Here is a 24,686-nt window from a genome sequence, read left to right on the forward strand (position 1 = left end):
CTAGCCCTCCCACCTTGTGAGTCTGCTATCGCGTGCCCGCTCGAGTTGACCAGGAGGGTGCCCGATGTAAGGATTCTTTCCGGGCGGTTTCCCGCCACTGAACTCCCGGTGAACTGTTCGTTCGTCACGCCGATCACGTCGGCACCACCTTCCCCTCTTCTCATGGAAAGCGAACAGTGGATTCCGCAATCCTCATCGTCCTGCTGATCGTCGGCCTGGCGCTGTTCTTCGACTTCACCAACGGCTTCCACGACACGGCGAACGCCATGGCGACGCCGATCGCGACCGGGGCCCTCAAGCCCAAGGTCGCGGTGCTGCTGGCGGCGTGCCTCAACCTCGTCGGAGCCTTCCTGTCGACCGAGGTGTCGAAGACGATCTCGCACGGCATCATCCGCGAAGACCAGTTGAGTTCGCAGACCCTGCTGCCGATCATCTTCGCGGGCCTCATCGGCGCCATCACCTGGAACATGCTGACGTGGCTGCTGGGCCTGCCCTCCAGCTCGTCGCACGCGCTGTTCGGCGGCCTCATCGGCGCGACCCTCGTCGGGGCCAGCGCCGCGGCGATCGACTTCGGCCAGGTGCTCAGCAAGGTCGTGCTGCCCGCGCTCATCGCGCCCTTCACGGCGGGTGTCATCGCGTTCGTGGCCACCAAGCTGGCCTACGCCATGACGCGTCGCTACGACAGCAAGCCCGACGGGCGCGACGGCTTCCGCTACGGCCAGATCTTCACCTCGTCGCTCGTGGCGCTCGCGCACGGCACCAACGACGCGCAGAAGACGATGGGCGTGATCACCCTCGCCCTCATCGTCGCCGGCTTCCAGGACGTCGATCACGCCGACCCCCAGCTGTGGGTCATCCTCGCCTGCGCCATCACGATCGCCCTCGGCACCTACATGGGCGGCTGGCGCATCATCCGCACGCTCGGCAAGGGGCTCACCGACGTCAAGCCCGCGCAGGGCTTCTCCGCCGAGAGCTCGACCGCGGCCACGATCCTCGCCTCGAGCGCGTTCGGCTTCGCGCTGTCGACGACCCAGGTGGCGTCCGGCTCGGTCATCGGCTCGGGGCTCGGGCGTCGAGGCTCGAAGGTGCGCTGGAACACGGTGGGCCGCATCGCCATCGGCTGGCTGCTCACCCTGCCCGCCGCGGGCGCGGTCGGTGCGCTCGGCGCGCTGATGGTCGTCTGGCTCGGCTGGGTCGGCATCGTGATCGACGCCGTGCTGGCGGTGCTGATCATCGCGGGCCTGTTCCTGCGGTCGCGGCAGAACTCGGTGCACGCCGGAAACGCGATGAGCGAGGTCGCCGACTCCGGCCACGCCGTCAAGGTCAAGCGCAATCCGCCGCCCACCCGTCGCCAGCGTGCGATCCTGCGCGAGGAGGCGCGTCGGCGCGCCGAAGAGGAGGCGCGCCTGAAGGCCGAGAAGAAGGCCAAGGCGAAGGCGGAGGCCCGCAAGGCCAACGATGAGCGCCGCGCCGCCGAGAAGAAGGCCGCCGGAAAGAAGGCGAACCGATGAGCGTCACGATCGACTGGCTGGCCTTCGTCGAGGTCTTCGCGGCGGCACTGGTGGGGGCATCGCTCGTCGTGCTCTTCTATGCGCTGGGGCTGCGGCTGCTGGTGCGCGCAGGCCGCGTGCCCGTCGTCACCCCCGCCGAGTTCACCGACGCGATCACCGTGATCTCCGAGAAGGAGGCGGCGCGCGCGGCGAAGGCGGCGGCCAAGGCGGCCAAGAAGAACCCGCTCACCGACACGCAGAAGAACGTCGCACTCGTCGGCGCGTACGCCTCGTTCGCGATGTGCGCACTGGCCGTGCTCGGCGGGCTCTACCTCATCGTCGCCCGCTGACGTCGTCGGCGGGTCGTAGGCTGACGCCATGGATGCTGCTGCCACCCGCTTCGGCCAGTACCCGCCCGCCCGCCGCACGCTGCTGCACCTGAGTGACACGCATCTCCTCGCGGGCGACGTGCCGCTCGGCGGCCGTTACGACACTGCGGCGAATCTCCGTCGCACGCTCGAGGCGGTGGAGCGACTCGCGCTGCGCCCCGACGCGATCGTCTTCACGGGTGACCTCACCGACCTCGGCGAGCCCGACGCCTACCGCGCGCTGCGCGACCTCGTCGAGCCGGTCGCCGAGCGCCTCGGCGCGCCACTGGTGTGGGTCGCCGGCAACCACGACGAGCGCCCTGCCCTGCGCGAGGGGCTCTTCGGCCTCGAGCCGACGCAGCAGCCGGTGACCGCCGTGCACGACCTCGAGGGCCTGCGCCTCATCGTGCTCGACACGACCGTGCCCGGCTGGCATCACGGCGACCTCGACGATGCCCAGCTGGAGTGGCTGCGCGACCAGCTCTCCGCCCCGGCGGCGCTCGGCAGCATCCTCGCGATGCACCACCCCCCGCTGCCGAGCCACATCCCCTTCTTCGACATCCTCGAGCTGCGCGACCAGTCGCGGCTGGCCGAGGCGATCGCCGGAACCGACGTGCGGGCGATCCTCGCCGGGCACCTGCACCACTCGACGAGCGGCACGTTCGCCGGCATCCCGGTGAGTGTGGCGGCCGCCACGTGCTACACGATGGACCTCGCGCGCCCTGCGGACCGCGTCAACGGCATGGATGCCGGGCAGTCGTTCCACCTCGTGCACGTCTACGACGACACGATCACGCACGCCGTCGTGCCGGTGGTCGACGCCCCGGCCGCCGAGTTCTTCTCGCCCGAGTGGGTGGCCGACATGGCGCGGCTGAGCCCCCGTCAGCGGCTCGAGGCCTTCTCGCGCAAGCGCTGACGCCGCGGCGAGTTGGGCGCATCGAGTTGTACGCCGTGTACATACACCACGATCCTGGCCGCGATTAGGCTCGAGTCACCAACACGGCGCGGTGAGGTGAAGCGCCGTCAGTGACCCACGAGGACGACAGCATCATGGCCGAAGCGCACACGACGCGCACCGAGACCGACTCCCTGGGATCCCTGGAGATCCCCGCAGACGCGTATTGGGGCATCCATACCGCGAGAGCGCTCGAGAACTTCCCGATCTCGCGCAGGCCGATCTCGGTCTACGCCGATCTGGTCAAGGCGCTCGCGATGGTCAAGCAGGCCTCCGCGCGGGCCAATCGCGAGATCGGGGTGCTCGACGCCGAGCGCGCCGAGCTCATTGACCGGGCATCGCAGCTCGTCATCGACGGGGGCTACCACGACCAGTTCGTGGTCGGTGTCGTGCAGGGCGGAGCGGGCACGTCGACGAACATGAACGCGAACGAGGTGATCACCAACATCGCCCTGGAGCTCGCGGGCCGCGAGAAGGGCGATTACGCGTACCTCTCGCCCATCGACCACACGAACCGCTCGCAGTCGACCAACGACGTCTATCCGACCGCCGTCAAGGTGGGTCTCAGCCTCGACCTGCAGACGCTGCTCGAGGAGCTCGACCTTCTGCGCGAGTCGTTCCTGCGCAAGGCCGTCGAGTTCCACGACGTGCTCAAGATCGGCCGGACGCAGCTGCAGGATGCTGTGCCGATGACCCTCGGTCAGGAGTTCCACGGCTTCGCCACGACCCTCGGCTACGACCACCAGCGCCTCACCGAGAACCGCTACCTGCTCTACGAGGTCAACATGGGCGCCACGGCGATCGGCACCGGCATCACGACCCACCCGGGCTACGCGCCGGCGGTGCTGCGGCATCTGCGCGAGATCACCGGGCTGGATCTCGCGACCGCCGACGACCTCGTCGAGGCGACCAGCGACACCGGATCGTTCATGTCGTTCTCGGCCTCGCTCAAGCGCAACGCGATCAAGCTGTCGAAGATCTGCAACGACCTTCGGCTGCTCTCGTCCGGGCCCCAGGCCGGCTTCGGCGAGATCAACCTCCCCGCCCAGCAGGCGGGCTCGTCGATCATGCCGGGGAAGGTCAACCCGGTGATCCCCGAGGTCGTCAATCAGGTCGCCTTCTCGGTCGCCGGCGCAGACCTCACCGTCACGATGGCGGTGGAGGGCGGTCAGCTGCAGTTGAACGCCTTCGAGCCGATCATCGCGCACTCGATCTTCCAGTCGATCACGTGGATGCGCCGGGCGATGCGGACGCTGCGCATCCACTGCGTCGACGGCATCACCGCCAATCGCGAACGACTGGGGGCGATGGTCGGGTCGAGCGTGGGAGTCGTCACGGCGCTCACGCCGTTCCTCGGGTATGCCGCATCCGCCGCGCTCGCCAAGACGGCGCTGCTGACCGGACGCAGCGTCGCCGATCTCGTCGTCGAGGCGGGGCTCATGTCGCGCGAGGAGGTCGCCAAGCAGCTCTCGCCCGCGCGCCTGTCGGGGCTCGAGGCGGTGACCTCGGCCATTCCGATCGTGCAGCCGGCCGAGAACGTCGTGACCGGCCCGCTCGACGACTGACCTTGCCCGGCCGCCGCCGGGACGGATAAGTTCGAGCAGTCCCCCCGATGAGAGGAACCTCATGACCGATCCGCAGAACCCGGCGGACCAGCCGCCCGCCTACACGCCGCCGCCCGCGGCCGACTCGACGCTCTACCCGCAGCAGGCGTACGCGCCAGCCCCGCCCTCATACGACCAGGGGCCGTCGACGACCTACCCCGGCAAGACGATGGGCATCGTCGCGTTCATCCTGTCGTTCTTCGTCTCCGTCGTCGCGCTGATCCTCGGCATCGTCGCGCTCGTGCAGAGCCGCAAGGCGGGTCAGAAGAACGGCTGGGCGGTCGCCGCGATCGTGCTCAGCGCGATCTTCATCGTCGTCGGCACGATCGTGCTCATCGCGTTCATCGCCTTCTTCGCGTCGGCCGGTGGCGACCTCGTGAACCAGGTGAACGCGTGCCTCGACGACCCGACGGGCACCGTCGTGTACAACGGCGTCACCATGTCGTGCCAGGAGATCCTGGAGCAGTCCGGCCAGTGACCCGCTGAGTCGCCTGTGGACCGAACCCGTCGCGCCATCGGCGCGGCGGGTTCAGTCCATCACGCGGCAGTGCGTCGTGAGTTCGCCGATGCCGTCGATGCCGACCGTGACGGTGGAGCGGTCTCGCAGGAAGATCTGCGGGTCGCGGGAGTAGCCCGCGCCCCCCGGACTGCCGGTGGAGATTAGTGTGCCCGGAAGGAGCGTCGCGGATGCCGAGAGGTGCGAGATGAGCTTCGAGACGGGGCGCACCATCTGCGCCGTCGAGGCATCCTGCACGGTATGACCGTCGAGCACCGTCCAGATGTGCAGGTTCTGCGGGTCGGGAACCTCGTCGGCCGTCACGACGAAGGGTCCCGTCGGCGTGAACCCGTCGAACGACTTGCACCGCGACCACTGCGCCTCGGAGTACTGGATGTCGCGAGCCGTGATGTCGTTGACGACGGTGTAGCCCCAGACGTGGTCGAGCGCGTCCTCGGCCGAGACGTCTTTCGCGGCAGTGCCGATGATGACGCCCAACTCGGCCTCGTAGTCGATCGATTCGCTCAGCGATCTGTGCCATGCTGTCGTGCGCTCGTGACCGGTCAGCGAGTTCGGCCAGAGCACGAACACCGTCGGGGTCGAGTCGGTCTTCAGACCCAGTTCACTGGAGTGGGCGGCATAGTTGAGTCCGACGGCGAGCACGACGGGGGGAGTGCGCACGGCGGAGTCGAACTCCACGTCGGCGAGGGAATGCCGAGCAGCCGCCGACACGTCGGCCCGCCGAACGCGGTCGAGCAGCTCGTCGCCGCCCGCGATGAGCTGCTCCAGGTGCTGCGGCGCGCCGGAGAAGAGGTCTTCGACGACGATCGCGTCGCCGTCGTCGATCACGGCCAATCGCGAGTCCGCGTGCCCAGGGAGAACGATGTGGGCGAAGCGCATTGCTCAAGGCTACCCGTCCGACGGGTCCCGCTCGGTGCGGCGATGACACCCATAGGCTGAGCAGATGACATCGCCCGGCCCGGCGCCGGAGCGTCCCTCGCTGACGCCCCCGTCGTTCCCCTCCGCGCTCGCGCAGCCGGCGGCTGCGGCGGCCTCGACGATCCCGGCGCCGGCCGCCTCACCGGCGCCCGTGCCGGTGCCGGCTGCTCCTCGGCGCGGCCGCACGGCTCCGCTGTGGCTGTTCGGGATCATGGTGTTCGTGCTGGTGGGGGTCGTCTCCTACTTTCTCGATGCGCTCGGTGCGGCGGCCTCGATCGCGGGGATGCTGCTGGCGCTGCTGCCGCTGGCGGCCGTGCTGTTCGCCGTCAGACTCGCTGACCGGTGGGAGCCCGAGCCGCGCGGGCTCGTGGCGCTGGCGCTGGCGTGGGGCGCCGTCGTGGCCGTCGCGGGCGCGCTGCTGGTCGATCTGGTGCTGAGCGTCGTGCTGGCGGCGACGCCCGACGACGTGCGCGAAGTGTTCACGGCGGTCGTGCAGGCGCCCGTCGTCGAAGAGGTCATGAAGGGCCTGGGCGTCTACGTCGTGTTCCTCGTCGGGCGCCGCACCTTCGACGGCCCCCTGGACGGCGTCGTCTACGGTGCCCTCGTCGGCGCAGGCTTCGCCTTCACCGAGAACATCCAGTACTTCGCCCTCAGCATCCTCACCGGCGGAGTGGAGCAGGCCACCGCGACCTTCTTCGTTCGGGGCATCCTCTCACCCTTCGCCCACGTGATGTTCACGGCCGTGACCGGCTTCGCGCTGGGGCTCGCCGCGCGCAGGGGGCTGCACGGCGCGCAGGCGTTCGGCGCGTGGCTTCTGGGACTTCTCGGCGCGATCCTGCTGCACGCGATCTGGAACGGGTCCACGCTGTTCGGCGACTTCTTCGTGCTCTATCTCGTGCTGCAGATGCCGCTGTTCGTGCTGTTCGTCCTGGGCGTGGTCGCCCTGCGACGCGAGGAGGAGCGCCTCACCCGTGAACGCCTCGGCGAGTACGCCGCCGCCGGCTGGTTCACCCCTCAGGAGGTGGACATGCTCGCGACCCGGAAGGGTCGGCGTGCGGCCCTCGGGTGGGCGGCGACGCTCCGAGGCGACCGCACGCCGATCATGGAAGGCTTCATCGCCGACGCGACCGCGCTGGCCGTGGCACGCCAGCGGGCCACGACGGGTCGCGATCCGCACGCCGCCGAAGAAGAGCGCGCGCTGCTGGCCCGCACGGCCGCCGCGCGCAGCGCACTGTTCGCGCTCTGAGGGGGCCGGGCAAAGACTCAGCGCCCGGTGCTGCGGCGATGCCTGCATGTCTCCCGGGCGCTGAGTTGAACTGCTCTCAGGATGCCCCCGCCCGCGGCAGGGTGTCAACCCCGCAGGGGGGTGCCACCGGCGCCCGAGCGTGTTTGGATGGACGCATGACACAAGACCGCACGAAGCCCGAGTTCGACGCCCCCGAGGGCCCCGCACCCTCCGACCTCGTCATCCGCGACCTCATCGTGGGCGACGGCGCGGAAGCCAAGCCCGGCGACACCGTCACCGTGCACTACGCCGGCGTCGAGTACGACTCAGGCGAGGAGTTCGACTCGTCGTGGGGCCGGGGCGAGAGCATCCAGTTTCCGCTGCGCGGCCTCATCCAGGGATGGCAGGACGGCATCCCCGGCATGAAGGTCGGCGGACGCCGTGAGCTCGTCATCCCGCCGCACCTGGCCTACGGCCCCGCCGGCGGCCACTTCCTCGGCGGCAAGACGCTCGTCTTCATCATCGATCTCATCGCGGTCGGCTGACCCGACCGGAGCGACGGGAAGGGCGGATGCTGCGGCATCCGCCCTTTCTTCGTGCAGGAATTCTCCATTCACGGGAATGGAATGGCCGAACGCGCCGTTCTCCTCCTGCAAGCTGCCGTTCCACGGCCCCACCTGAGGAGAACCATGACCGACACCACCGCCCCCGAGATTCCCGGCTACAAGACGGGCACCTGGGTGCTCGACCCCTCGCACAGCGAGGTCTCGTTCAGCGTGCGCCACATGATGATCTCGAAGGTGCGCGGCGCCTTCGGCCTGAAGAGCGCCACGATCGTCGCCCCCGAGAACCCGCTCGAGGCGAAGGTCACGGCATCCGTCGACGTCGCCTCGGTCGACACCAAGGACGAGGGCCGCGACACCCACCTGCGCTCGGCCGACTTCTTCGACGTCGAGCAGTACCCCACGCTCGACTTCGTCTCGACCGGCGTGCGCGTCGACGGCGGCGACTTCCTCGTCGACGGCGACCTCACCATCCGCGGCATCACCAAGCCCGCGACCTTCGAGCTCGAGTTCGGCGGCTTCGGCACCGACCCGTGGGGCAACTACAAGGCCGGCGCGACGGCCAAGACCGTCGTCAACCGCGAGGACTACGGCCTGACCTGGAACGCGGCGCTCGAGACCGGCGGCGTGCTGGTCGGCAAGGACGTCACGATCACGCTCGACCTGCAGGGTTCGCTGCAGGCCTGAGCGGGTCTTCGGAGGGCGGATGCTGTGCGCACAGCATCCGCCCTCCGTCATGTCCGGCGGCGCAGCCTGTCCTGCGCGAGCAGGATGCCGAGGAAGACGATGAGAGCGCCCGCCGGCTCGTTCCAGCTGACGGCCTCGCCGAGAACCACGACCCCGAGGATCACCCCGACGACGGGGGTGATGTAGGTGACCGTCGAGGCGCGGGTGGGGCCCCAGGCGCGTACGGCGTTCTGATTCCAGATGTAGGCGACGCCGGTGCCCAGGCACCCCAGCAGCACGACGCTGCCGACGACCCACGGGTCGAGCGAGACCGGGGTGAGCACGAGCACGGGCGTGAGCAGGGCCATGATCGCCGCGGCGATGCCGATGTTCAGGAACGAGAAGACCAGTGCGCTGACGCCCGTGTCGGAGGCGAAGCGGCGCATGTAGGCGAGGCTGAAGCCGTAGCACGCGGTGGCACCCAGGATCGCGAACTGGGCGACGAGGCTCTGCGAGAGGTCGAGGCCCTGCCACGGCGCGATGATCACCATCACCCCGAGGATGCCCAGCAGGATGCCGGCGATCTGCACCGGCTTGAGCTTCTCGACGCGGAACACCGCCCACGCCATGATCGCCGTCATGATCGGCGTCGTCGCGTTGTAGATGCTCGCAAGGCCGCTGGACACGTGCTGCTGCGCCCACGAGAACAGCAGGAAGGGCACGACGCAGAACGAGACCGCCAGCACCGTCAGGTGCCCCCAGACGGCCGCGCGCCGCGGCAGCCTCTCGCGGCGCAGCGCGACGAACAGGCCGAGGGTCAGGCCCCCGAGAATGAGGCGCGACCAGGCGACCTGTGCGGGGGAGATGCCGGTGAGGGCGACCTTCATGAACAGGAAGCTGGACCCCCACACGATGCCGCACAGCACGAACTGCACCGCGATCGAGGCGGAGGAGGCGGTCGCGGTGTCTGTGTGCGAGGCGGTGGTGGTCACCGGGCGACTCTATTGCCCGGCACAGACCCGCGCGGGCGCAGGCGCGTGCTTCGTCCGGAAACCGGCGGACAGCGGCAGTCCGGCTACGGCACGGGGTGCTGCGCGTCGTAGGCACGGAAGCCGGGGCTCAGCCGCACGAGCAGCCCCACGAGCCCCACGATCACGAAGCCGCCCAGGAGCGGAGGGAACCACAGCGCCGTGAACGTCGCGACCGTGCCGGCATAGAGCGCGCCGATCCGCGGGCCGCCGGCGACCACGACCGTGAAGATGCCCTGCAGTCGCCCGCGCATCGCGTCGGGGACGGCTGCCTGCATCATCGTCGAGCGATAGATCGCGCTGACGTTGTCGGCGGCGCCGGTGATGGCGAGGGCCACCATCGCCAGGGCGATGAGCGCGAGGTTGGCATGGTCCTCATCGACGACGGCGGGGGCGAACCAGCCGAGCTGCGCGGCCAGCAGCACGAGGCCGAACACGACGGTCGCGGCCCCGAACACCTGGATCGCGCGCTGGATGCCGATGCCGTGGTGGCGCACGCGCCCGATCGGGCCAGAGAACAGGCTCGAGAAGAACGCGCCGGCGGCGATGGATGCCGTGAGCACCCCCGTCGTGATCGCTCCGCCGCCCAGCAGCACCGCGCCGATCGCGGGGAACAGGGCAAGAGGATGGCCGAACGTCATCGCGATGATGTCGAGGATGTACTGCAGGCGGATGTTGCCGGCCCGCCGCAGGAACCGCAGGCCGTCGCGCAGCGACTCCACCCCCGGCTTGACGATCTCGCCCTCCGGTTTGATCGAGGGCAGCGTCCACAGGCCGAGGAAGAGCGTCGTCATCAGCAGCACGTCGATGGAGTAGGTCCAGGCGTACCCGGCGAAGGCCACGAGCACACCCGCCAGGGCGGGACCCGCCATCACCATGATCCCGACCGTTATCCCCTGCAGGGCGGCGGCGGCCGGCAGCAGGTCGCGGGGGATGAGCCGAGGGGTGATCGCCGACTTGGTCGCCCCGACGATCGAGTTGGCGGCCGAGTTGACGACGCTCAGCACATACAGCCACACCACGGTCTCCAGCTGCGCCCAGGCGAGCACGGCCAGCAGCAGCGTCGAGGCGAAAGTGACGACCGCAGCCAGCATCGCGACGAGTCGACGGTCGAACGCGTCGGCCAGCATCCCGCCGTACAGGCCCGCGATGATCATGGGCACGAGGCCGGCCACCGCGACCATCGACACGGCGAACGTGTCGCCGGTGAGCTCGTACACGTGCAGCATGACCGCCACGATCGTGAGCTGACCGCCCAGGCCCGCGAGGGTCGAGCCGATCCAGAGCCTCGTGAAGGCGGGGCTGACGGCGAACGGGCGCAGATCGATGAAGTGGTCGCGCCGCAGACGCGGCATCACAGCGGGCGCTCGGGGTGGATCACTCATCGAGCCTAAACGCTGGTAGACTCTTCAGGTTGCCGTTCGATCGGCCGCGGATAAAGAGAGCCCACGCATCAGGCGTCGGGCGCCGCGCAACAAGCAGAGAGGGGATCACCTATGGCACTGGAAGCAGACGTCAAGAAGGCGATCATCGAAGAGTACGCGACGCACCCCGGTGACACCGGATCCCCCGAGGTGCAGGTCGCGATGCTGACGCAGCGCATCAAGGACCTCACCGAGCACCTCAAGGAGCACAAGCACGACCACCACTCGCGTCGTGGCCTGTTCCTGCTCGTCGGTCAGCGCCGTCGCCTCCTGGGTTACCTCCAGGAAGTCGACATCAACCGTTACCGCTCGCTCATCGAGCGCCTCGGTCTGCGTCGCTAATCGCACCCAGCGTTCAATCGCGCAAAACATTCTTGGAGAGCCGCCCCTGGTGTGGGGCGGCTCTCGCCTTTTCTGGTGGATGCCGGGCGCTCAGGCGCGGGCGGCCAGCAGGTCGGCGTGCCAGCGCTCGGCGACGTCGGGGTGCGCGCGCAGGCGGGACTTGAGCGCGTTCTCGCCGTAGAGCGCGTGGATCGGGTTGGCCGGGTCGCGGGTGACGCCCTTCGCCTGCGCGGCGAGCTCGGCCGGCAGCTCGATCAGCGGCAGCTGCGCGTCGAGCGCGGGGTTGAAGAAGAAGGGCACCGAGATGCGGTCGTCCGGCCAGGTCGGTGAGACCACCCGGTGGTCGGTGGCGATGAGGTAGCCGTTCGTGGCGTACTCGAGCATCTCGCCGATGTTCACGACGAAGGCGCCGGGCACCGGGGGAGCATCCACCCATTCGCCGTCGCGGCGCACCTGCAGGCCGCCCTTGCCCGGCTCGACCCACAGCAGCGTCAGCACGCCCGAGTCCTTGTGCGCGCCGACTCCTTGCTGAGGCGTCGGGTCGTCCTTGCCCGGGTAGCGGACGATCTTCAGCAGTGTCGACGGCTCGCCGAAGTGCTCGTCGAAGTACGATTCCGGTGCCCCGAGCGCGAGCGCCCACGCGCGCAGCAGCCGGCGGGCGACGCCGGCGAGGTGCTCCTGCCACTCGGTGACCACCTCGCGCAGCTCGGGCTGGGCGTCGGGCCAGAGGTTGGGTCCGATGAGCCGCGCGAAGTCGGGCGCGTCGGGGTCGGCGACGGCGGCGCGCTCCGGCCCGATGTCGATCTGCTCTCGCCAGTCGACCTTGCCCTGCGTGCGCTCGCCGCCGATGCGCGTGTAGCCGCGGAAGTGCGGACTGCCGACGTTCTCGATCGCGAGCTTGTCGGCTTCGGGGAGCGCGAAGAAGTCGCGCGCCGCGCGGTGCAGCCGCGCCTCGAGCTCGGCGGTGACCCCCGTGCCGGTCAGATAGAAGAAGCCGACGTCGTGGGTCGCCGCCCGCAGCTCGCCGAGGAAGCGCCGTGCGGCGTCCTCGCCCTGATCCGGCAGCGACAGGTCGAGGATCGGAAGGGTGAGCTCTGAGGTCATGCAGCCGACGGTAGGGGCCGCGCGCCGGCATCCGCTCGTTTGTTGCCGACGATTACCGCGGGAATAACCTGGACGGGCGCGCGTTCCATCATCTACATTCACTTGAATACAAGCGGATGCTGCGGCATCCGGGAAGCGGGAAGCGGACGTGGACGAGAACACGACAGGTCAGCAGGTGCAGTTCGGGCTGTTCACCGTGAGCGACATCACCCAGGACCCGACGACGGGGCACACCCCCAGCGAGGCCGAGCGCATCCAGGCGACCGTGACGATCGCCAAGCACGCCGAAGAGGTCGGCCTCGATGTCTTCGCCCTCGGCGAGCACCACAACCCTCCGTTCTTCTCGAGCTCACCGACGACGACGCTCGCCTACATCGCGGGGCAGACCGAGCGCCTGCTGCTGTCGACGGCGACGACCCTCATCACGACGAACGACCCGGTGAAGATCGCCGAGGACTACGCGATGCTGCAGCATGTCTCGGGCGGCCGCGTCGACCTCATGCTCGGCCGCGGCAACACCGGCCCTGTGTACCCCTGGTTCGGCAAGGACATCCGTCAGGGGCTGCCGCTGACGATCGAGAACTACCAGCTGCTGCACCGGCTGTGGCGTGAAGACGTCATCGACTGGGAGGGCAAGTTCCGCACGCCCCTGCAGGGCTTCACCTCGACTCCGCGGCCGCTCGACGACGTGCCGCCGTTCGTGTGGCACGGCTCGATCCGCACGCCCGAGATCGCCGAGCAGGCCGCCTACTACGGCGACGGCTTCTTCGCGAACAACATCTTCTGGCCCGCTGAGCACTATCAGCGCCTCATCGCGCTCTACCGCCAGCGCTGGGAGCACTACGGCCACGGCGCGCCCGAGACGGCGATCGTGGGGCTGGGCGGTCAGGCGTTCATGGCGCGCAACTCTCAGGACGCCGTCGCGCAGTTCCGCCCCTACTTCGACGCCGCTCCGGTCTACGGCCACGGACCGAGCCTCGAGGACTTCTCGCAGATGACGCCGCTCACCGTCGGCTCGCCGCAGCAGGTCATCGACCGCTACGCGGGCATGCGCGAGCTGTTCGGCGACTACCAGCGCCAGCTCTTCCTCATGGACCACGCGGGGCTTCCGCTGAAGATCGTGCTCGAGCAGCTCGACTTCCTCGGCGGCGAGGTCGTGCCGGTGCTCCGGCGCGAGTTCGCCAAGGACCGCCCGGCGAACGTGCCCGACGGCCCCACGCATGCCGGTCTCGTGAAGGCCAAGTACGGCGACGGACCGGTGCGTCAGCCGCGACCCAACGCGAACCGCGGAGACAACGTCACGGGCGGCTCGCCCTATCAGGACACCGAGGCAGTCGAGAACGCCAAGCCCGGCTCGGCGTTCGGCGCCGCCGCGACCAGGACGGGGGCCTGAGATGACCGAGCGCCGCATCGCCGTCATCTCGGCGGGGCTGTCGAATCCCTCGTCGACCCGCATGCTCGCCGATCGCCTGACCGGCGCCACCCTCGCGCAGCTGCGCACGCAGGGCGTCGAGGCGACCGCCGACGTGTTCGAGCTGCGGGACTACGCGCACGCCATCACCGACAATCTGCTCACGGGATTCGCTCCGACAGAGCTCGAATCGATGATCAACACCGTCGTCTCCGCCGACGCGATCATCGCCGTCACGCCGATCTTCTCGACGAGCTACTCGGGTCTGTTCAAGTCGTTCATCGATGTGCTCGACCCAGACGCGATCGCCGGAAAGCCCGTGCTCATCGGCGCCAACGCCGGAACGGCGCGGCACTCGCTCGCGATCGACTACGCGATCCGGCCGCTGTTCGCCTACCTGCACGCGGATGCCGTCTCCACCGGCGTCTTCGCGGCATCGGCGGACTGGGGCTCGGCCGCAGACGACGTCGCGCCGCTGAGCGCGCGCGTCGAGCGGGGCGCGCGTGAACTCGCCGACGCGATCGCACGGCGGGAGCAGGCAGTGGCTGCGGATCCCTTCGACCCGGCGACCTATCTCGGCGAGGGCCGGTCGTTCGACCACCTGCTGGGCGGCCTCGCCGGGGAGTGAGCCGGTTCGGGCTCGTGACCAGGCGCGGGTTCAGCCGCTCTTGCGGCGGAACTCGCGCTTGGTGACGGCCTCGTGCGTGCCGTGCACGGCCGAGTCGCCGTCGAGGTGGGCCTCGCCGTCGCGGTGCTGCGCGTTCTTCTTGTCGAGCGCCTCTTTGAACTTGCGCTTCATCTCGTCGGATGCGGCGCCATCGGGCTTCGCTGAGCTGCTCATCCCTCCACCCTAGGCGCATCCTCCGACCTCGGCCAGGGCCGCGATTTGGCGGGGGGCTGCGCGCCGGGTAGTCTGGAGACATCCGAAGACCGCCGGTCATCGACGTGCGCTCACGTGCACCGAGATCGAAGCGCTGCGAAAGCAGAGGGCCCGCGCAGGTGTCACGAACGATTCTCCTGGAAACAGGTTCTCGAAGCTCCGTGCGCTTGCGCCGGAGCTTTTCTCTTTTGCCGCGAAGACCGACGCCTGAGGCCGACGCTCCGCCACCGCGGCGCGTCACGTACACACAAGGAGTGACCATGGCGCAGAAGGATGCATCGGTTGCCGAGCTCACGAAGAACTTCGAGGACTCGAACGCCGTACTGCTGACCGAGTACCGCGGTCTGACGGTCGCCCAGCTCAAGCAGCTGCGCAACAGCATCCGTCAGGACGCGGAATACGCCGTGGTGAAGAACACGCTGACCAAGATCGCCGCGAACAACGCGGGGATCACGTCGCTGGACGACGACCTCAAGGGTCCGTCGGCCATCGCCTTCGTGCACGGTGACTTCGTCGCCGCCGCCAAGGCCCTGCGTGACTTCGCCAAGGCCAACCCGCTTCTGGTGATCAAGGGCGGCGTGTTCGAGGGCAATGCCCTCAGCGCCGACGAGGTCAACAAGTACGCCTCGCTCGAGAGCCGTGAGGCTCTGCTGGCGAAGGCTGCGGGCATGATGAAGGCGACGATGGGCAAGGCCGCGGCCACCATCGACGCGCTTCGCGAAAAGCTGGAGACCGCCGAGGCCGCGTGAGCGACCGGCGATCCCGTCCCCACACAACCCCATCTATCTAGGAGAAACATCATGGCGAAGCTCACCACTGAGGAGCTGCTTCAGCAGTTCGCCGACCTGACCCTCGTCGAGCTCAGCGAGTTCGTGAAGGCGTTCGAGGAGAAGTTCGACGTCACCGCTGCTGCTCCCGTCGCCGTTGCCGGCGCCGGTGGCGCGGGCGCCGAGGCCGCTGTCGAGGAGGAGAAGGACTCGTTCGACGTCATCCTCGAGGCCGCAGGCGACAAGAAGATCCAGGTCATCAAGACGGTCCGCGAGCTCACCTCGCTGGGCCTCGGCGAGGCGAAGGCCGTCGTCGACGGTGCCCCCAAGGCCGTGCTCGAGGGCGCGAACAAGGAGACCGCCGAGAAGGCGAAGGCCGCTCTCGAAGAGGCCGGTGCTACGGTCACGCTCAAGTAACTCTCACGAGTTCACGAAGGCCCCGGATGCTGTCATCCGGGGCCTTCGTCATGCCTGCGCGAGCGCGGAGGTGGAGCTGCGCACGATCAGCCGTGCCTGCATCTGCACCGAGGTCGGCGGCCGGTGCGGTTCGTCCAGGTGCGCCAGCAGCAGCTCGACGGCCGCCGCGCCCTGCTGACGGGGGAGCTGCTGCAGGGTCGTGAGCGAGAACATCTCGGCGTACTCGTGGTCGTCGATGCCGACGACGCTGAGTGCCCCTGGCACCGGCACGCCGAGCCGCCGCGAGGCGATGATCGCGCCGATCGCGACTTCGTCGCAGACGGCCACCAGGGCGCTGGGCCTGGTGCGGGAATCGCCGAGCAGATCGACGGCCGCGTCGTAGCCGCCAGGGATGCTGACCTCCGAGCGCACATGCCGCGTCGTCGAGGCGAGGCCGGCCTCGGCCATGGCCGCTTCGTACCCGGTGAGCCGGCGACGGTCGACCTGCGCCCAGTGCTCACCCACGCCACCGCCGAGGAACACGATGTCGGTGTGCCCGAGGGCGATGAGGTGCTCTGTCGCCCTCCGCGCGGCGTAGTCGTCGTCGATCGAGACGACGCTCGAGCCCTCGTCGGCGCCGACCACCGAGACGATCGGGCGCCCGATCTGCATGAGCCGCTGCAGTTCGCGATCCTCGGGCTCCAGGCCCACCGCGATGAGGCCGTCGAAGCGCTTTCTGGCCAGGAAGTCGTCGAAGATGCGCGCTCGCCCCTCGGTGCCCGGCTTCGCGTCGTAGAGGGTCAGGTCGAGCCCGCGCTCCAGCAGTGGCTGCTGGATGCCCTCGAGCACCTCGGCGAAGAACCACCGGTTGACATAGGGCATCACGACGCCGACGTTGCGGGTGCGCCCCGTCGCGAGGCTCACGGCGCTGGTCGAGGGCACGTATCCGAGCGAAGCAGCGGCATCCAGCACGCGACTGCGGGTCGCCTGCGAGACGTGGCCGCTGCCGGTGAGTGCCCGGCTCGCGGTCGCCTTCGACACTCCCGCGAGCGCGGCGACGTCCGCGATGCCGCTCATCATGCTGACTCCACTCCGTCGTGGGAACGAACCGGGCGCACCTTCTGGAACCGGTTGCACCAGAGTATGGCGTGGGATACTCCTCCGCTGCCACGCGCCGCCGCATCCAGTTATGCACCTGTGATGAATCGCGCGTTGTGTCGGCCCGCGCTCATCCCCTAGCGTGACTGGAAGCGGTTCCCGAGCCGACGTCGATCGACTCCGGTGGCCGGCGTTCCTGCATCACTCAACGAGGAGGACACATGAAGGCACACGGACGGGGGAGGACCCTCATCTCCGTCGCAGCTCTGGGCGCGGTCGGCATCGTCGTCGCGGGCTGCTCGGGCGGACCCGGCGACACCGGCGGCGGCGCAAGCGGCGGCGCAGACGACAACGTCGTCACTGTGTACGGCACGATCGCCGACACCGAGGCCGAACTGCTCGAGCAGTCGTGGGCCGATTGGGAAGACGAGAACGGCATCGACATCAAGTACGAGTCGTCGAAGGAGTTCGAGGCGCAGATCGCCGTGCGCGCGCAGGGCGGCAACGCTCCCGACATCGCGATCTTCCCGCAGCCCGGCCTCATGGCCGACATGGCGACCCGCGGGTACCTCAAGCCGGCACCCGAAGCGGTGCAGAAGAACGTCGCCGACGGGTGGACAGAAGACTGGGCCAATTACGCGACGGTCGACGGCACGCTCTACGGCGCGCCGCTGATGGCCAGCGTCAAGGGCTGGGTCTGGTACTCGCCGTCGTTCTTCGAAGAGCACGGCTACGAGATCCCCACCGACTGGCAGGGTCTGCTCGACCTCACGGCCCAGATCCAGTCCGACACCGACAGCCCGCCCTGGTGCATCGGCTTCGGCTCCGACGCGGCGACCGGCTGGCCGGGCACCGACTGGGTCGAAGACATCGTGCTGCGCCAGAGCGGCACCGACGTCTACGACAAGTGGGTCTCGAACGAGATCCCGTTCACCGACCCCGCCATCAAGAGCGCGTTCGACGAATTCGGCAAGATCGCCCTCAACCCCGACTACGTCAACGCGGGCTTCGGCGACATCAAGTCGATCGTCACGACGCCGTTCGGCGACCCGGCGACGGCCTTGGTCGACGGCGACTGCGCCCTGCACCACCAGGCCTCGTTCTATGACGGCTTCATCACGGATGCCGGCGGCACCGTGGCAGAAGACGGCGACATCTGGGCCTTCCTGCTGCCCCCCTACGAGGCGGGCGGGTCGAGCTCCGGTGCGGTCGTGACCGGCGGCGGCGAGATCGTGGCGGCCTTCGACGACGCAGAGTCGACGCAGAAGGTGCAGGAGTACCTCTCCAGCGCCGACTGGGCGAACTCCCGCGTCGCGCTGGGCGGTGTGATCAGCGCGAACAAGGGGCTCGACCCCGCGAACGCGTCGAGCAACATCCTCAAGGAGGCCATCAGCATCCTGCAGGACGACACCACGACGTTCCGCTTCGACGCGTCGGACCTGATGCCGTCTGCGGTCGGCTCCGGCACGTTCTGGAAGGGCATGATCGACTTCGTCAACGGCACCGACACCGACACGGTGCTGCAGCAGATCGAGGCCGGCTGGCCGTCGAGCTGATCGGAGAGTGAGAGCGGGGTCGCCCCGAACGGCGGCCCCGCTCCCTTTCCGCACCCACCCGAGTCCACCGTCGCACTCGAGAAAGGTCCTCATGTCCGCCAGAGAGTTCTTCATTTGGCTGAGCACGCTCTCGCCGTTCCTGGAGATCGTCGTCATCGTCGGGGTCTTCCTCGCCGTCGTGGCGCTGATCCTCTTCTTCGTCGAGATCGCCCCTCGCAAGGGGCGCGTCTACACCTACATCCGTCTGGCCGCCTGCATCGCGGGGCCGGCCTTCGTGTTCTGGTTCCTGCAGTCCTACCAGTGGGCGATCGCGTCGGCGGCGGTCTTCGGGCTGCTCTTCTTCTTCCTCGACAAGCGCGCGAAAGACGGGCAGGGCTCGCTCTTCCAGCTGTGGGGCTTCCTCACCCCCGCGATCGCGCTGATCCTGGTGGGGCTGGTGGTGCCGACCATCCAGACCTTCATCCAGGCGTTCATGAACTCGTCGAGCACGCAGTTCATCGGCTTCGCCAACTTCGAGTGGGTCTTCACGAACCCGCAGAATGTGCGCATCATCGTCAACACGCTGCTGTGGGTGCTCATCGCGCCGATCGTGTCGACGTCGGCGGGCCTGGCCTACGCCTACTTCATCGACAAGACCCGCGGCGAGAAGTACTACAAGATCCTCGTGTTCATGCCGATGGCGATCTCGTTCGTGGGCGCCTCGATCATCTGGCGCTTCATGTACACCGCACGTCCGGAGGGGCAGAACCAGATCGGTCTGCTCAACCAGATCATCGTGTGGTTCGGCGGAGAGCCCTACAACTTCCTCGCCGACGACCCATGGAACTCGCTGTGGCTCATCGTGGTGTTCATCTGGATCCAGACCGGATTCGCGATGGTCGTGCTCTCGGCGGCCATCAAGGGCGTTCCCACCGAGCAGCTCGAGGCGGCCGAGCTCGACGGCACCAACGGCTGGCAGAAGTTCTTCAACGTCATCGTGCCCGGCATCCGCCCCGCACTCATCGTGGTGCTGACGACGATCTCGATCGCGTCGCTGAAGGTCTTCGACATCGTGCGCACGATGACGGCGGGCGCCAACAACACCTCGGTGCTGGCCAACGAGATGTACACGCAGTTCAAGAACTTCGAGGCGGGGCGATCGGCCGCCTACGCCGTCATCCTGTTCATCCTGGTCGTGCCGCTGGTCGTGTACAACGCCGTGCAGCTGAAGAAGCAGAGGGAGATCCGCTGATGTCCGTCACACCCGCAGAGCTCCCGCTCAACACCGAGGCGGCCACGACCCTCAAGCGCGGCGAGCGCAGGGCCGAATCGGGCCTCGGTCGCACCAAGCGGCGCCTCACCTCGCGATGGGCGACGGTCGCCGCCATCATCATCGCGGCGATGTGGATCACGCCGACCTTCGGCCTGTTCGTCACGTCGTTCCGGCCGCAGCAGCTGATCCAGACGACCGGCTGGTGGACGGTCTTCGAGAACTGGGGCTGGACGCTCGACAACTACTCGACCGCTCTTCAGGCCGGCAACAGCCAGCTGACGATGGCGGGCGCGTTCGTCAACTCGATCGCGATCACGGTCCCGGCGGTGATCATCCCGCTGTCGATCGGGATGCTCGCGGCCTACGCGTTCGCGTGGATGGATTTCCGCGGCCGCAACGTGCTGTTCATCGGCATCTTCGCCCTGCAGATCGTGCCGATCCAGATGGCTCTGGTTCCGCTGCTGCTGCTGTTCTCGCGCGGCACGATCTTCGGGTTCCCGATCATCCAGGCGATCGGCTCATCGGGCTACACGCAGGTGTGGATCGCGCACACGATCTTCGGCCTTCCGCTGATCATCTTCCTGCTGCACAACTTCGTCTCGGAGATCCCCCGAGAGGTGATCGAGGCGGCGAGGGTCGACGGCGCAGGGCACGGGCAGATCTTCTTCCGCCTGATCCTGCCGCTGACCGCCCCGGCGATCGCGGCGGTCGGCATCTTCCAGTTCCTGTGGGTGTGGAACGACCTGCTGGTGGCCCTCATCTTCGCCGACGGCAACGTGGCGCCCATCACGAAGCTGCTGGCCGAGATGACGGGCAGCCGCGGTCAGGACTGGTACCTGCTCACGGCGGGCGCGTTCATCGCGATCGTCGTGCCGCTGATCGTGTTCCTGTCGCTGCAGCGCTACTTCGTGCGGGGTCTGCTGGCAGGGTCCACCAAGGGGTAGGCGGATGCCGTCCGCTCGGGCTCAGCCGGTGCAGCCGAGCCGGGCCTGAGCGGACTGCATCGCGTCGATCTCGGCCGTCTGGGTCTCGATGACGGCCTGGGCGAACTGCAGCACGCGGGGCTGGGACCCGAGTTCGATGACCGCCTCGGCCATCGGCACGGCGCCCTCGTGGTGGCGGATCATGAGCCCCAGGAACAGGCAGTCGGCCTCGGTGCCCGTCGCCGCGTTCAGCTCGGCGAGCTCGGCATCGGTCGCCATGCCCATCTGGGCCTCGAGCTCCTCGGTCGAGAGCTGCTCGGTGTCGCCGTGGCCGGCGTGCTCGTCGGAGGTCGCCATCCAGCTCATGAGCGGGCCGTCGGCCTGCGGGAGGCCCCACTGTACGAGCCAGTCGTACATCTCGCCCTTCTGGGCGGACTGGCCGGTCGCGATGTCGTACGACAGGGCGCGCACGGTGTCGTCGTCGGTCGTGCGGTACACCTGCATCGCCATCTCGACGGCCTGCGCGTGATGCACCTGCATGTCGCGGGCGAAGCCCGCCTCGGCCGAGTCGGAGGTCGGCGTCGCCGTCTGCTGCGCGACGCCGAAGGTCGAGAACCGGCCGATCGCGAACGCGGCGCCGGCGATCAGCAGCACCGCCAGCATCCACGGCCAGATGCGGGCAGGGCCCTGCCGTTCGTCGGTCACGAGACCTTGCCGGGGCCGTCGATGCCGCCGGTGCAGGCGGCGTTGGGCTCGGGGGCGCTCGTGGAGCGCCAGTAGGCGGCCAGGAACTCGCCGATGCGCTCGTCGTCGGCCGAGTCGACCTTGACCTGCGCGTTCCAGGCGCTGAGAACGATGGGGGAGTCGAGGCCGTCGTAGGGCGAGAGCACGATGTAGCTCGAGGGCAGCTGGGCCTTGAGGGTGGCGAGCTCTGCATCGTCGACCTGGGCGGCGTCGTAGGTGATCCACACGGCGCCGTGCTCGAGCGCATGCACGGCGTTCTCGTTCTGCTGCGGCTCGGTGTAGACGCCGCAGTTGAGCCAGACGGCGTTGTGGTCGCCGCCGGCAGGCGGGTTCTGCGCGTAGTCGACGGTGCCTTCGACGTGGTTCGCGGTGTTCTCGAAGGTCTCAAGACCCGAGATGCCGGTGCCGTCGCCGTCGCCGCGGGCGATCTCGACCGGGCGCGGCGTCAAGACGACCGAGGCGACGATGAGGGCGACGACCACGAGGGTCGCGACGGAGCCGACGGTCCACCACACGGCCTTCGAGCGGCGGCGCTTGGCGAGCTGCCGCTGGTACTCGGCGAGCTTCTCCTGGCGCTTCTGCTCGCGCTGCTGCTTGACGGTGAGGTCGATCTTGGCCTGCGTCGCGGGGTTGCCGCTGGTGCGCTTGGGGGAGGAGGACATGTGCTGTGCTCTCGGCTCGGGCCTCGGGAGGGCGGCGGGTCGGGCGCCGCGATGCGGCGGAATCCCAGCCTATGCGCCTGAATGGGGGTGAAGGCTGGGAGAAGGCCAGGATGTGCGTCGTGCCAGGATGGCGGGATGCCGCCTCAACCGATCTCCTTCGCCCGGCCGCTGTGGATCGGCCTGGGGCTGCTCGCGGCGGGCGTGCTGCTGGGCGTCGGCATCGCCGTCGGCCTGGGCGCGCAGCCCTGGGCGATCGACGCGTGGTGGCAGGACCTGCTCGCCGGCGCCAGAGGCCCGGTGCTGCTGGCCTTCGCCTACGGCATGGACTTTCTCGGCGGGGGCTGGTTCGCCGTCTGGGTCGTCCCGCTCGGCGGCGCGCTCGCGCTGCTGATCGCGCGGCGGCCGTGGGGGGCGCTGCTGTTCCTGCTGGCCTCGATGGTGTCGGCGGGCCTCGTGCAGGTGCTCAAGCACGCCGTCGGCCGCGCGCGGCCAGAAGACATGATCGTGGTGTCGGACTACGGCTCCTTCCCCTCGGGTCACGTCGCGAACGCCGCGACCCTCGCCGTGGTGCTGTGGATGCTCTTCCCCCGGCTGTGGGTCGCCATCGCCGGCGCGGGATGGGTCGTGCTGATGGCCTTCTCGCGCACCTACCTCGGTGCGCACTGGCTCAGCGACACGGTCGGCGGGGCGCTCGTGGGGGCGGCATCCGCCCTGTTGGTCGCCGCCGCTCTCGCCGTGCCGCTCGCCCGAGAGGACGCCCGTGTGCGACCGGGAGCGCCGTCGCTAGAGTGAGCGCCATGAGCGCCGACCAGCCCGATCCCGCCGAAGCAGAGCTCGAGCGCCTTCGCGCCGAAGCCGCAGCCGCCGAGGCCGAGGCCAGAGCCGCGCAGGCCAGGGCGGCGCTGGCGGCCGCAGAGGCCGCGGCCGCCCAGGCGAGGGCGGCGGGTGCCGCGGCCCCCGCATCCGCTCCGCCCGCGGCCCCCGCATCCGCTCCGCCCGTGGCTCCCGCCTCCCCGCCAGATCAGGAGATCTCGCCGACACAGGACGATTCGGCCCAGAAGCCTCCTGCTTCAGCCGAATCACCTGATCTCGCGAGCGCGCCGGAGCCGGATGCTGCGGCACCGCCCGCCGGCCCGCTCGACGCCGACGAGATCGCCGCGATCGCGAAGGGCTACACCTTCGAGGGTGCCACGCTCGACCTCGGCGCCCTGATGAACACCGAGCCGGTGCCCGAGGCGCAGATCCGCATTCCGCTGGCCATGATGAACCGCCACGGGCTGGTCGCCGGGGCCACCGGAACCGGCAAGACCCGCACCCTGCAGGGGCTCGCCGAGCAGCTCGCCGCCCAGGGCGTGCCGGTGTTCGCCGCCGATATCAAGGGCGACCTGTCGGGGGTGGCGTCCCCGGGCGAGCCGAGCGACAAGCTGCTGGCGCGCACCGCGGCGATCGGCCAGGACTGGAAGCCCGAGGCATCGGTCACCGAGTACTTCGCCCTCGGCGGCATCGGCAAGGGCGTGCCGGTGCGGGCGACCGTCAGCGGATTCGGGCCGCTGCTGCTGAGCAAGGTGCTGGGGCTGAACGCGACGCAGGAGTCGAGCCTGGGCCTCGTGTTCCACTACGCCGACGCGCACGGGCTGGCCCTGGTCGACCTCAGCGACCTGCGCGCCGTGCTGACCTACCTCACGAGCGACGAGGGCAAGGTCGAGCTCAAAGACCTCGGCGGACTGTCGGCGGCGACGGCCGGGGTGATCCTGCGCGAGCTCATCACTTTCGCCGACGACGGGGCGGACGTCTTCTTCGGCGAGCCCGAGTTCGCGGTGACCGACCTGCTGCGCGTCGCCCCCGACGGCCGCGGGGTCGTGAACCTCCTGGAGGTGCCGGGGGTGGCCGACAAGCCGGCCCTCTTCTCGACGTTCCTGATGTACCTGCTGGCGGAGCTGTTCGAGGTGCTGCCCGAAGTGGGAGACGCCGACAAGCCCAAGCTCGTGTTCTTCTTCGACGAGGCGCATCTGCTGTTCCGCGACGCGTCGAAGGACTTCCTCGCCGCCATCACGCAGACGGTGCGGCTCATCCGCTCGAAGGGGGTCGGCGTCTTCTTCGTGACGCAGACGCCGAAAGACGTGCCCGGCGACGTGCTCGCCCAGCTCGGCTCGCGCGTGCAGCACGCCCTGCGCGCCTTCACCCCCGACGACGCCAAGGCGCTGCGGGCGACCGTGGGCACCTACCCGAAGAGCGGCTACGACCTCGAGCGCGTGCTGCAGGAGCTCGGCACGGGCGAGGCGATCGTCACCGTCATGAGCGAGAAGGGCGCGCCGACGCCGGTCGCGTGGACCAGGCTGCGCGCGCCGCAGGGCCTCATGTCGCCCACGCCCGACCCCGAGATCGAGCGGGCCGTGCACGCCTCGCCGCTGCTGGCGAGGTACGGCACCGCGATCGACCGCGAGTCGGCTCGCGAGATCCTCACCGCCAAGATGAAGGCGGCGCAGGACGCGGATGCTGCCGCCACCGCCGCCGCCGAGAAGGCCAAGGCCGAGGCGGAGCTGGCCAAGCAGCAGGCCGCGATCGACAAGCAGCAGGCCGCCGCCGACCGCAAGGCCCAGCAGGAGTACGAGCGGCTGCTGAAGAAGACCGCCGGCACCAGTCGCACGACGCGCAAGAGCACGAAATCGCCGCTGGAGGAGATCCTGGGCTCCGCCACCACGCGGTCGGTGCTCAACACCGTCATCAGGGGCATGTTCGGCAACAGCAGGCGGTGAGCCGCAGGCTTTGCTGAACCGCCGTGGCGACAGCATC

The 24,686-nt window shown here is 69.1% G+C and carries 26 protein-coding genes; 18 read left to right on the forward strand and 8 right to left on the reverse strand.

What is annotated here, in order from left to right; translation table 11 throughout:
* The first annotated feature begins 176 nt into the window (after positions 1–176).
* From OAW74_RS03225 to OAW74_RS03245, 5 genes are all read left to right on the forward strand, one after another.
* Entirely contained in the window at positions 177–1,511 is a 1,335-nt protein-coding gene (locus tag OAW74_RS03225) for an inorganic phosphate transporter (protein WP_262872893.1), read from the forward strand.
* Positions 1,508–1,840 (forward strand): peptidase, encoded by a 333-nt coding sequence (locus OAW74_RS03230; RefSeq protein ID WP_262872894.1) that lies wholly within the window; start codon positions 1,508–1,510, stop codon positions 1,838–1,840. Before OAW74_RS03225 ends, OAW74_RS03230 begins: the two co-directional genes overlap by 4 nt.
* A 28-nt stretch (positions 1,841–1,868) precedes the next feature.
* On the forward strand, positions 1,869–2,774 hold the full coding sequence (locus OAW74_RS03235) for a phosphodiesterase (RefSeq protein WP_262872895.1): 906 nt from the start codon (positions 1,869–1,871) through the stop codon (positions 2,772–2,774).
* A gap of 134 nt (positions 2,775–2,908) precedes the next feature.
* Complete coding sequence (locus OAW74_RS03240; RefSeq protein WP_262873911.1) at positions 2,909–4,378, forward strand: aspartate ammonia-lyase; 1,470 nt, start codon at positions 2,909–2,911, stop codon at positions 4,376–4,378.
* A 61-nt stretch (positions 4,379–4,439) separates the two neighbouring features.
* Positions 4,440–4,895, forward strand: coding sequence for a DUF4190 domain-containing protein (locus tag OAW74_RS03245; protein ID WP_262872896.1), 456 nt, complete (start codon positions 4,440–4,442; stop codon positions 4,893–4,895).
* Positions 4,896–4,946: 51 nt separating this feature from the next.
* Here the strand turns inward: OAW74_RS03245 and OAW74_RS03250 are convergent, their stop codons facing one another.
* Positions 4,947–5,813: a fumarylacetoacetate hydrolase family protein gene (locus tag OAW74_RS03250; protein WP_262872897.1), complete on the reverse strand. Its 867-nt coding sequence runs from the start codon at positions 5,811–5,813 to the stop codon at positions 4,947–4,949.
* Positions 5,814–5,877: 64 nt separating this feature from the next.
* Here OAW74_RS03250 and OAW74_RS03255 point away from each other — a divergent pair, with 64 nt between their 5' ends.
* The 3 genes from OAW74_RS03255 (at position 5,878) to OAW74_RS03265 (ending at position 8,327) form a co-directional block, all read left to right on the forward strand.
* Positions 5,878–7,098: a PrsW family intramembrane metalloprotease gene (locus OAW74_RS03255; RefSeq protein WP_262872898.1), complete on the forward strand. Its 1,221-nt coding sequence runs from the start codon at positions 5,878–5,880 to the stop codon at positions 7,096–7,098.
* A gap of 155 nt (positions 7,099–7,253) precedes the next feature.
* Entirely contained in the window at positions 7,254–7,622 is a 369-nt protein-coding gene (locus tag OAW74_RS03260) for an FKBP-type peptidyl-prolyl cis-trans isomerase (RefSeq protein WP_262872899.1), read from the forward strand.
* A gap of 144 nt (positions 7,623–7,766) precedes the next feature.
* The gene (locus OAW74_RS03265; RefSeq protein ID WP_262872900.1) at positions 7,767–8,327 is read left to right on the forward strand and encodes a YceI family protein; all 561 of its coding nucleotides are present in this window, start codon (positions 7,767–7,769) and stop codon (positions 8,325–8,327) included.
* A 47-nt stretch (positions 8,328–8,374) separates the two neighbouring features.
* Here OAW74_RS03265 and OAW74_RS03270 read toward each other — a convergent pair whose 3' ends face one another.
* Positions 8,375–9,298 (reverse strand): DMT family transporter, encoded by a 924-nt coding sequence (locus OAW74_RS03270; protein ID WP_262872901.1) that lies wholly within the window; start codon positions 9,296–9,298, stop codon positions 8,375–8,377.
* A gap of 83 nt (positions 9,299–9,381) precedes the next feature.
* Positions 9,382–10,719, reverse strand: coding sequence for an MFS transporter (locus tag OAW74_RS03275; RefSeq protein ID WP_262872902.1), 1,338 nt, complete (start codon positions 10,717–10,719; stop codon positions 9,382–9,384).
* A gap of 111 nt (positions 10,720–10,830) precedes the next feature.
* On the opposite strand from OAW74_RS03275, the gene rpsO reads away from it, so the two are divergent.
* Positions 10,831–11,100 (forward strand): 30S ribosomal protein S15, encoded by a 270-nt coding sequence (rpsO, locus tag OAW74_RS03280; RefSeq protein ID WP_262872903.1) that lies wholly within the window; start codon positions 10,831–10,833, stop codon positions 11,098–11,100.
* Between the two features lie 90 nt (positions 11,101–11,190).
* On the opposite strand, the gene OAW74_RS03285 is transcribed toward rpsO, so the two are convergent.
* Positions 11,191–12,204 carry an isopenicillin N synthase family dioxygenase gene (locus OAW74_RS03285; protein WP_262872904.1) on the reverse strand — a complete coding sequence of 338 codons (1,014 nt, stop codon included), beginning with the start codon at positions 12,202–12,204 and terminating at the stop codon, positions 11,191–11,193.
* Positions 12,205–12,379: 175 nt separating this feature from the next.
* Between OAW74_RS03285 and OAW74_RS03290 the strand changes: the two genes are divergently transcribed.
* Positions 12,380–13,597, forward strand: coding sequence for an LLM class flavin-dependent oxidoreductase (locus tag OAW74_RS03290; protein ID WP_345449070.1), 1,218 nt, complete (start codon positions 12,380–12,382; stop codon positions 13,595–13,597).
* Between the two features lies 1 nt (position 13,598).
* The gene (locus tag OAW74_RS03295; RefSeq protein ID WP_262872906.1) at positions 13,599–14,243 is read left to right on the forward strand and encodes a CE1759 family FMN reductase; all 645 of its coding nucleotides are present in this window, start codon (positions 13,599–13,601) and stop codon (positions 14,241–14,243) included.
* Between the two features lie 30 nt (positions 14,244–14,273).
* Here the strand turns inward: OAW74_RS03295 and OAW74_RS03300 are convergent, their stop codons facing one another.
* Positions 14,274–14,456 carry a DUF5302 domain-containing protein gene (locus OAW74_RS03300; protein ID WP_262872907.1) on the reverse strand — a complete coding sequence of 61 codons (183 nt, stop codon included), beginning with the start codon at positions 14,454–14,456 and terminating at the stop codon, positions 14,274–14,276.
* A 299-nt stretch (positions 14,457–14,755) separates the two neighbouring features.
* Here OAW74_RS03300 and rplJ point away from each other — a divergent pair, with 299 nt between their 5' ends.
* Both rplJ and rplL read left to right on the forward strand, forming a co-directional pair.
* A complete protein-coding gene (gene rplJ, locus OAW74_RS03305; protein ID WP_262872908.1) occupies positions 14,756–15,244 on the forward strand; it encodes a 50S ribosomal protein L10 in 489 nt (162 codons plus the stop codon).
* Between the two features lie 51 nt (positions 15,245–15,295).
* Positions 15,296–15,679: a 50S ribosomal protein L7/L12 gene (gene rplL / locus OAW74_RS03310; RefSeq protein ID WP_262872909.1), complete on the forward strand. Its 384-nt coding sequence runs from the start codon at positions 15,296–15,298 to the stop codon at positions 15,677–15,679.
* Positions 15,680–15,727: 48 nt separating this feature from the next.
* Here the strand turns inward: rplL and OAW74_RS03315 are convergent, their stop codons facing one another.
* The gene (locus tag OAW74_RS03315; protein ID WP_262872910.1) at positions 15,728–16,735 is read right to left on the reverse strand and encodes a LacI family DNA-binding transcriptional regulator; all 1,008 of its coding nucleotides are present in this window, start codon (positions 16,733–16,735) and stop codon (positions 15,728–15,730) included.
* 242 nt (positions 16,736–16,977) lie between these two features.
* Here OAW74_RS03315 and OAW74_RS03320 point away from each other — a divergent pair, with 242 nt between their 5' ends.
* The 3 genes from OAW74_RS03320 (at position 16,978) to OAW74_RS03330 (ending at position 20,508) form a co-directional block, all read left to right on the forward strand.
* Entirely contained in the window at positions 16,978–18,312 is a 1,335-nt protein-coding gene (locus OAW74_RS03320) for an ABC transporter substrate-binding protein (protein WP_262872911.1), read from the forward strand.
* A gap of 91 nt (positions 18,313–18,403) precedes the next feature.
* The gene (locus OAW74_RS03325) at positions 18,404–19,543 is read left to right on the forward strand and encodes a carbohydrate ABC transporter permease (RefSeq protein WP_262872912.1); all 1,140 of its coding nucleotides are present in this window, start codon (positions 18,404–18,406) and stop codon (positions 19,541–19,543) included.
* Positions 19,543–20,508: a carbohydrate ABC transporter permease gene (locus tag OAW74_RS03330; protein ID WP_262872913.1), complete on the forward strand. Its 966-nt coding sequence runs from the start codon at positions 19,543–19,545 to the stop codon at positions 20,506–20,508. The genes OAW74_RS03325 and OAW74_RS03330 overlap by 1 nt, the downstream gene beginning before the upstream one ends.
* A 21-nt stretch (positions 20,509–20,529) precedes the next feature.
* On the opposite strand, the gene OAW74_RS03335 is transcribed toward OAW74_RS03330, so the two are convergent.
* Together OAW74_RS03335 and OAW74_RS03340 are read right to left on the reverse strand one after the other, a co-directional pair.
* A complete protein-coding gene (locus OAW74_RS03335) occupies positions 20,530–21,192 on the reverse strand; it encodes a DUF305 domain-containing protein (protein ID WP_262872914.1) in 663 nt (220 codons plus the stop codon).
* Positions 21,189–21,893 (reverse strand): DUF3105 domain-containing protein, encoded by a 705-nt coding sequence (locus OAW74_RS03340; protein ID WP_262872915.1) that lies wholly within the window; start codon positions 21,891–21,893, stop codon positions 21,189–21,191. Before OAW74_RS03340 ends, OAW74_RS03335 begins: the two co-directional genes overlap by 4 nt.
* A gap of 135 nt (positions 21,894–22,028) precedes the next feature.
* On the opposite strand from OAW74_RS03340, the gene OAW74_RS03345 reads away from it, so the two are divergent.
* Entirely contained in the window at positions 22,029–22,685 is a 657-nt protein-coding gene (locus OAW74_RS03345; RefSeq protein ID WP_262872916.1) for a phosphatase PAP2 family protein, read from the forward strand.
* 5 nt (positions 22,686–22,690) lie between these two features.
* Positions 22,691–24,649: a DUF853 domain-containing protein gene (locus OAW74_RS03350; RefSeq protein ID WP_262872917.1), complete on the forward strand. Its 1,959-nt coding sequence runs from the start codon at positions 22,691–22,693 to the stop codon at positions 24,647–24,649.
* Positions 24,650–24,686 lie beyond the last annotated feature (37 nt).

The organism is Microbacterium fluvii (assembly GCF_025515205.1).
In the GTDB taxonomy this organism is placed as follows: Bacteria; Actinomycetota; Actinomycetes; order Actinomycetales; family Microbacteriaceae; genus Microbacterium; species Microbacterium fluvii.

What these genes read in the sequence shown, in the direction of transcription:
- OAW74_RS03230 (WP_262872894.1), top strand. Translation starts at nt 1,508, where the DNA reads ATGAGCGTCACGATCGACTGGCTGGCCTTCGTCGAGGTCTTCGCGGCG.
- OAW74_RS03235 (WP_262872895.1), top strand. Translation starts at nt 1,869, where the DNA reads ATGGATGCTGCTGCCACCCGCTTCGGCCAGTACCCGCCCGCCCGCCGC.
- OAW74_RS03240 (WP_262873911.1), top strand. Translation starts at nt 2,909, where the DNA reads ATGGCCGAAGCGCACACGACGCGCACCGAGACCGACTCCCTGGGATCC.
- OAW74_RS03245 (WP_262872896.1), top strand. Translation starts at nt 4,440, where the DNA reads ATGACCGATCCGCAGAACCCGGCGGACCAGCCGCCCGCCTACACGCCG.
- OAW74_RS03250 (WP_262872897.1), bottom strand. Translation starts at nt 5,813, where the DNA reads ATGCGCTTCGCCCACATCGTTCTCCCTGGGCACGCGGACTCGCGATTG.
- OAW74_RS03255 (WP_262872898.1), top strand. Translation starts at nt 5,878, where the DNA reads ATGACATCGCCCGGCCCGGCGCCGGAGCGTCCCTCGCTGACGCCCCCG.
- OAW74_RS03260 (WP_262872899.1), top strand. Translation starts at nt 7,254, where the DNA reads ATGACACAAGACCGCACGAAGCCCGAGTTCGACGCCCCCGAGGGCCCC.
- OAW74_RS03265 (WP_262872900.1), top strand. Translation starts at nt 7,767, where the DNA reads ATGACCGACACCACCGCCCCCGAGATTCCCGGCTACAAGACGGGCACC.
- OAW74_RS03275 (WP_262872902.1), bottom strand. Translation starts at nt 10,719, where the DNA reads ATGAGTGATCCACCCCGAGCGCCCGCTGTGATGCCGCGTCTGCGGCGC.
- rpsO (WP_262872903.1), top strand. Translation starts at nt 10,831, where the DNA reads ATGGCACTGGAAGCAGACGTCAAGAAGGCGATCATCGAAGAGTACGCG.
- OAW74_RS03285 (WP_262872904.1), bottom strand. Translation starts at nt 12,204, where the DNA reads ATGACCTCAGAGCTCACCCTTCCGATCCTCGACCTGTCGCTGCCGGAT.
- OAW74_RS03295 (WP_262872906.1), top strand. Translation starts at nt 13,599, where the DNA reads ATGACCGAGCGCCGCATCGCCGTCATCTCGGCGGGGCTGTCGAATCCC.
- OAW74_RS03300 (WP_262872907.1), bottom strand. Translation starts at nt 14,456, where the DNA reads ATGAGCAGCTCAGCGAAGCCCGATGGCGCCGCATCCGACGAGATGAAG.
- rplJ (WP_262872908.1), top strand. Translation starts at nt 14,756, where the DNA reads ATGGCGCAGAAGGATGCATCGGTTGCCGAGCTCACGAAGAACTTCGAG.
- rplL (WP_262872909.1), top strand. Translation starts at nt 15,296, where the DNA reads ATGGCGAAGCTCACCACTGAGGAGCTGCTTCAGCAGTTCGCCGACCTG.
- OAW74_RS03315 (WP_262872910.1), bottom strand. Translation starts at nt 16,735, where the DNA reads ATGAGCGGCATCGCGGACGTCGCCGCGCTCGCGGGAGTGTCGAAGGCG.
- OAW74_RS03320 (WP_262872911.1), top strand. Translation starts at nt 16,978, where the DNA reads ATGAAGGCACACGGACGGGGGAGGACCCTCATCTCCGTCGCAGCTCTG.
- OAW74_RS03325 (WP_262872912.1), top strand. Translation starts at nt 18,404, where the DNA reads ATGTCCGCCAGAGAGTTCTTCATTTGGCTGAGCACGCTCTCGCCGTTC.
- OAW74_RS03330 (WP_262872913.1), top strand. Translation starts at nt 19,543, where the DNA reads ATGTCCGTCACACCCGCAGAGCTCCCGCTCAACACCGAGGCGGCCACG.
- OAW74_RS03340 (WP_262872915.1), bottom strand. Translation starts at nt 21,893, where the DNA reads ATGTCCTCCTCCCCCAAGCGCACCAGCGGCAACCCCGCGACGCAGGCC.
- OAW74_RS03345 (WP_262872916.1), top strand. Translation starts at nt 22,029, where the DNA reads ATGCCGCCTCAACCGATCTCCTTCGCCCGGCCGCTGTGGATCGGCCTG.
- OAW74_RS03350 (WP_262872917.1), top strand. Translation starts at nt 22,691, where the DNA reads ATGAGCGCCGACCAGCCCGATCCCGCCGAAGCAGAGCTCGAGCGCCTT.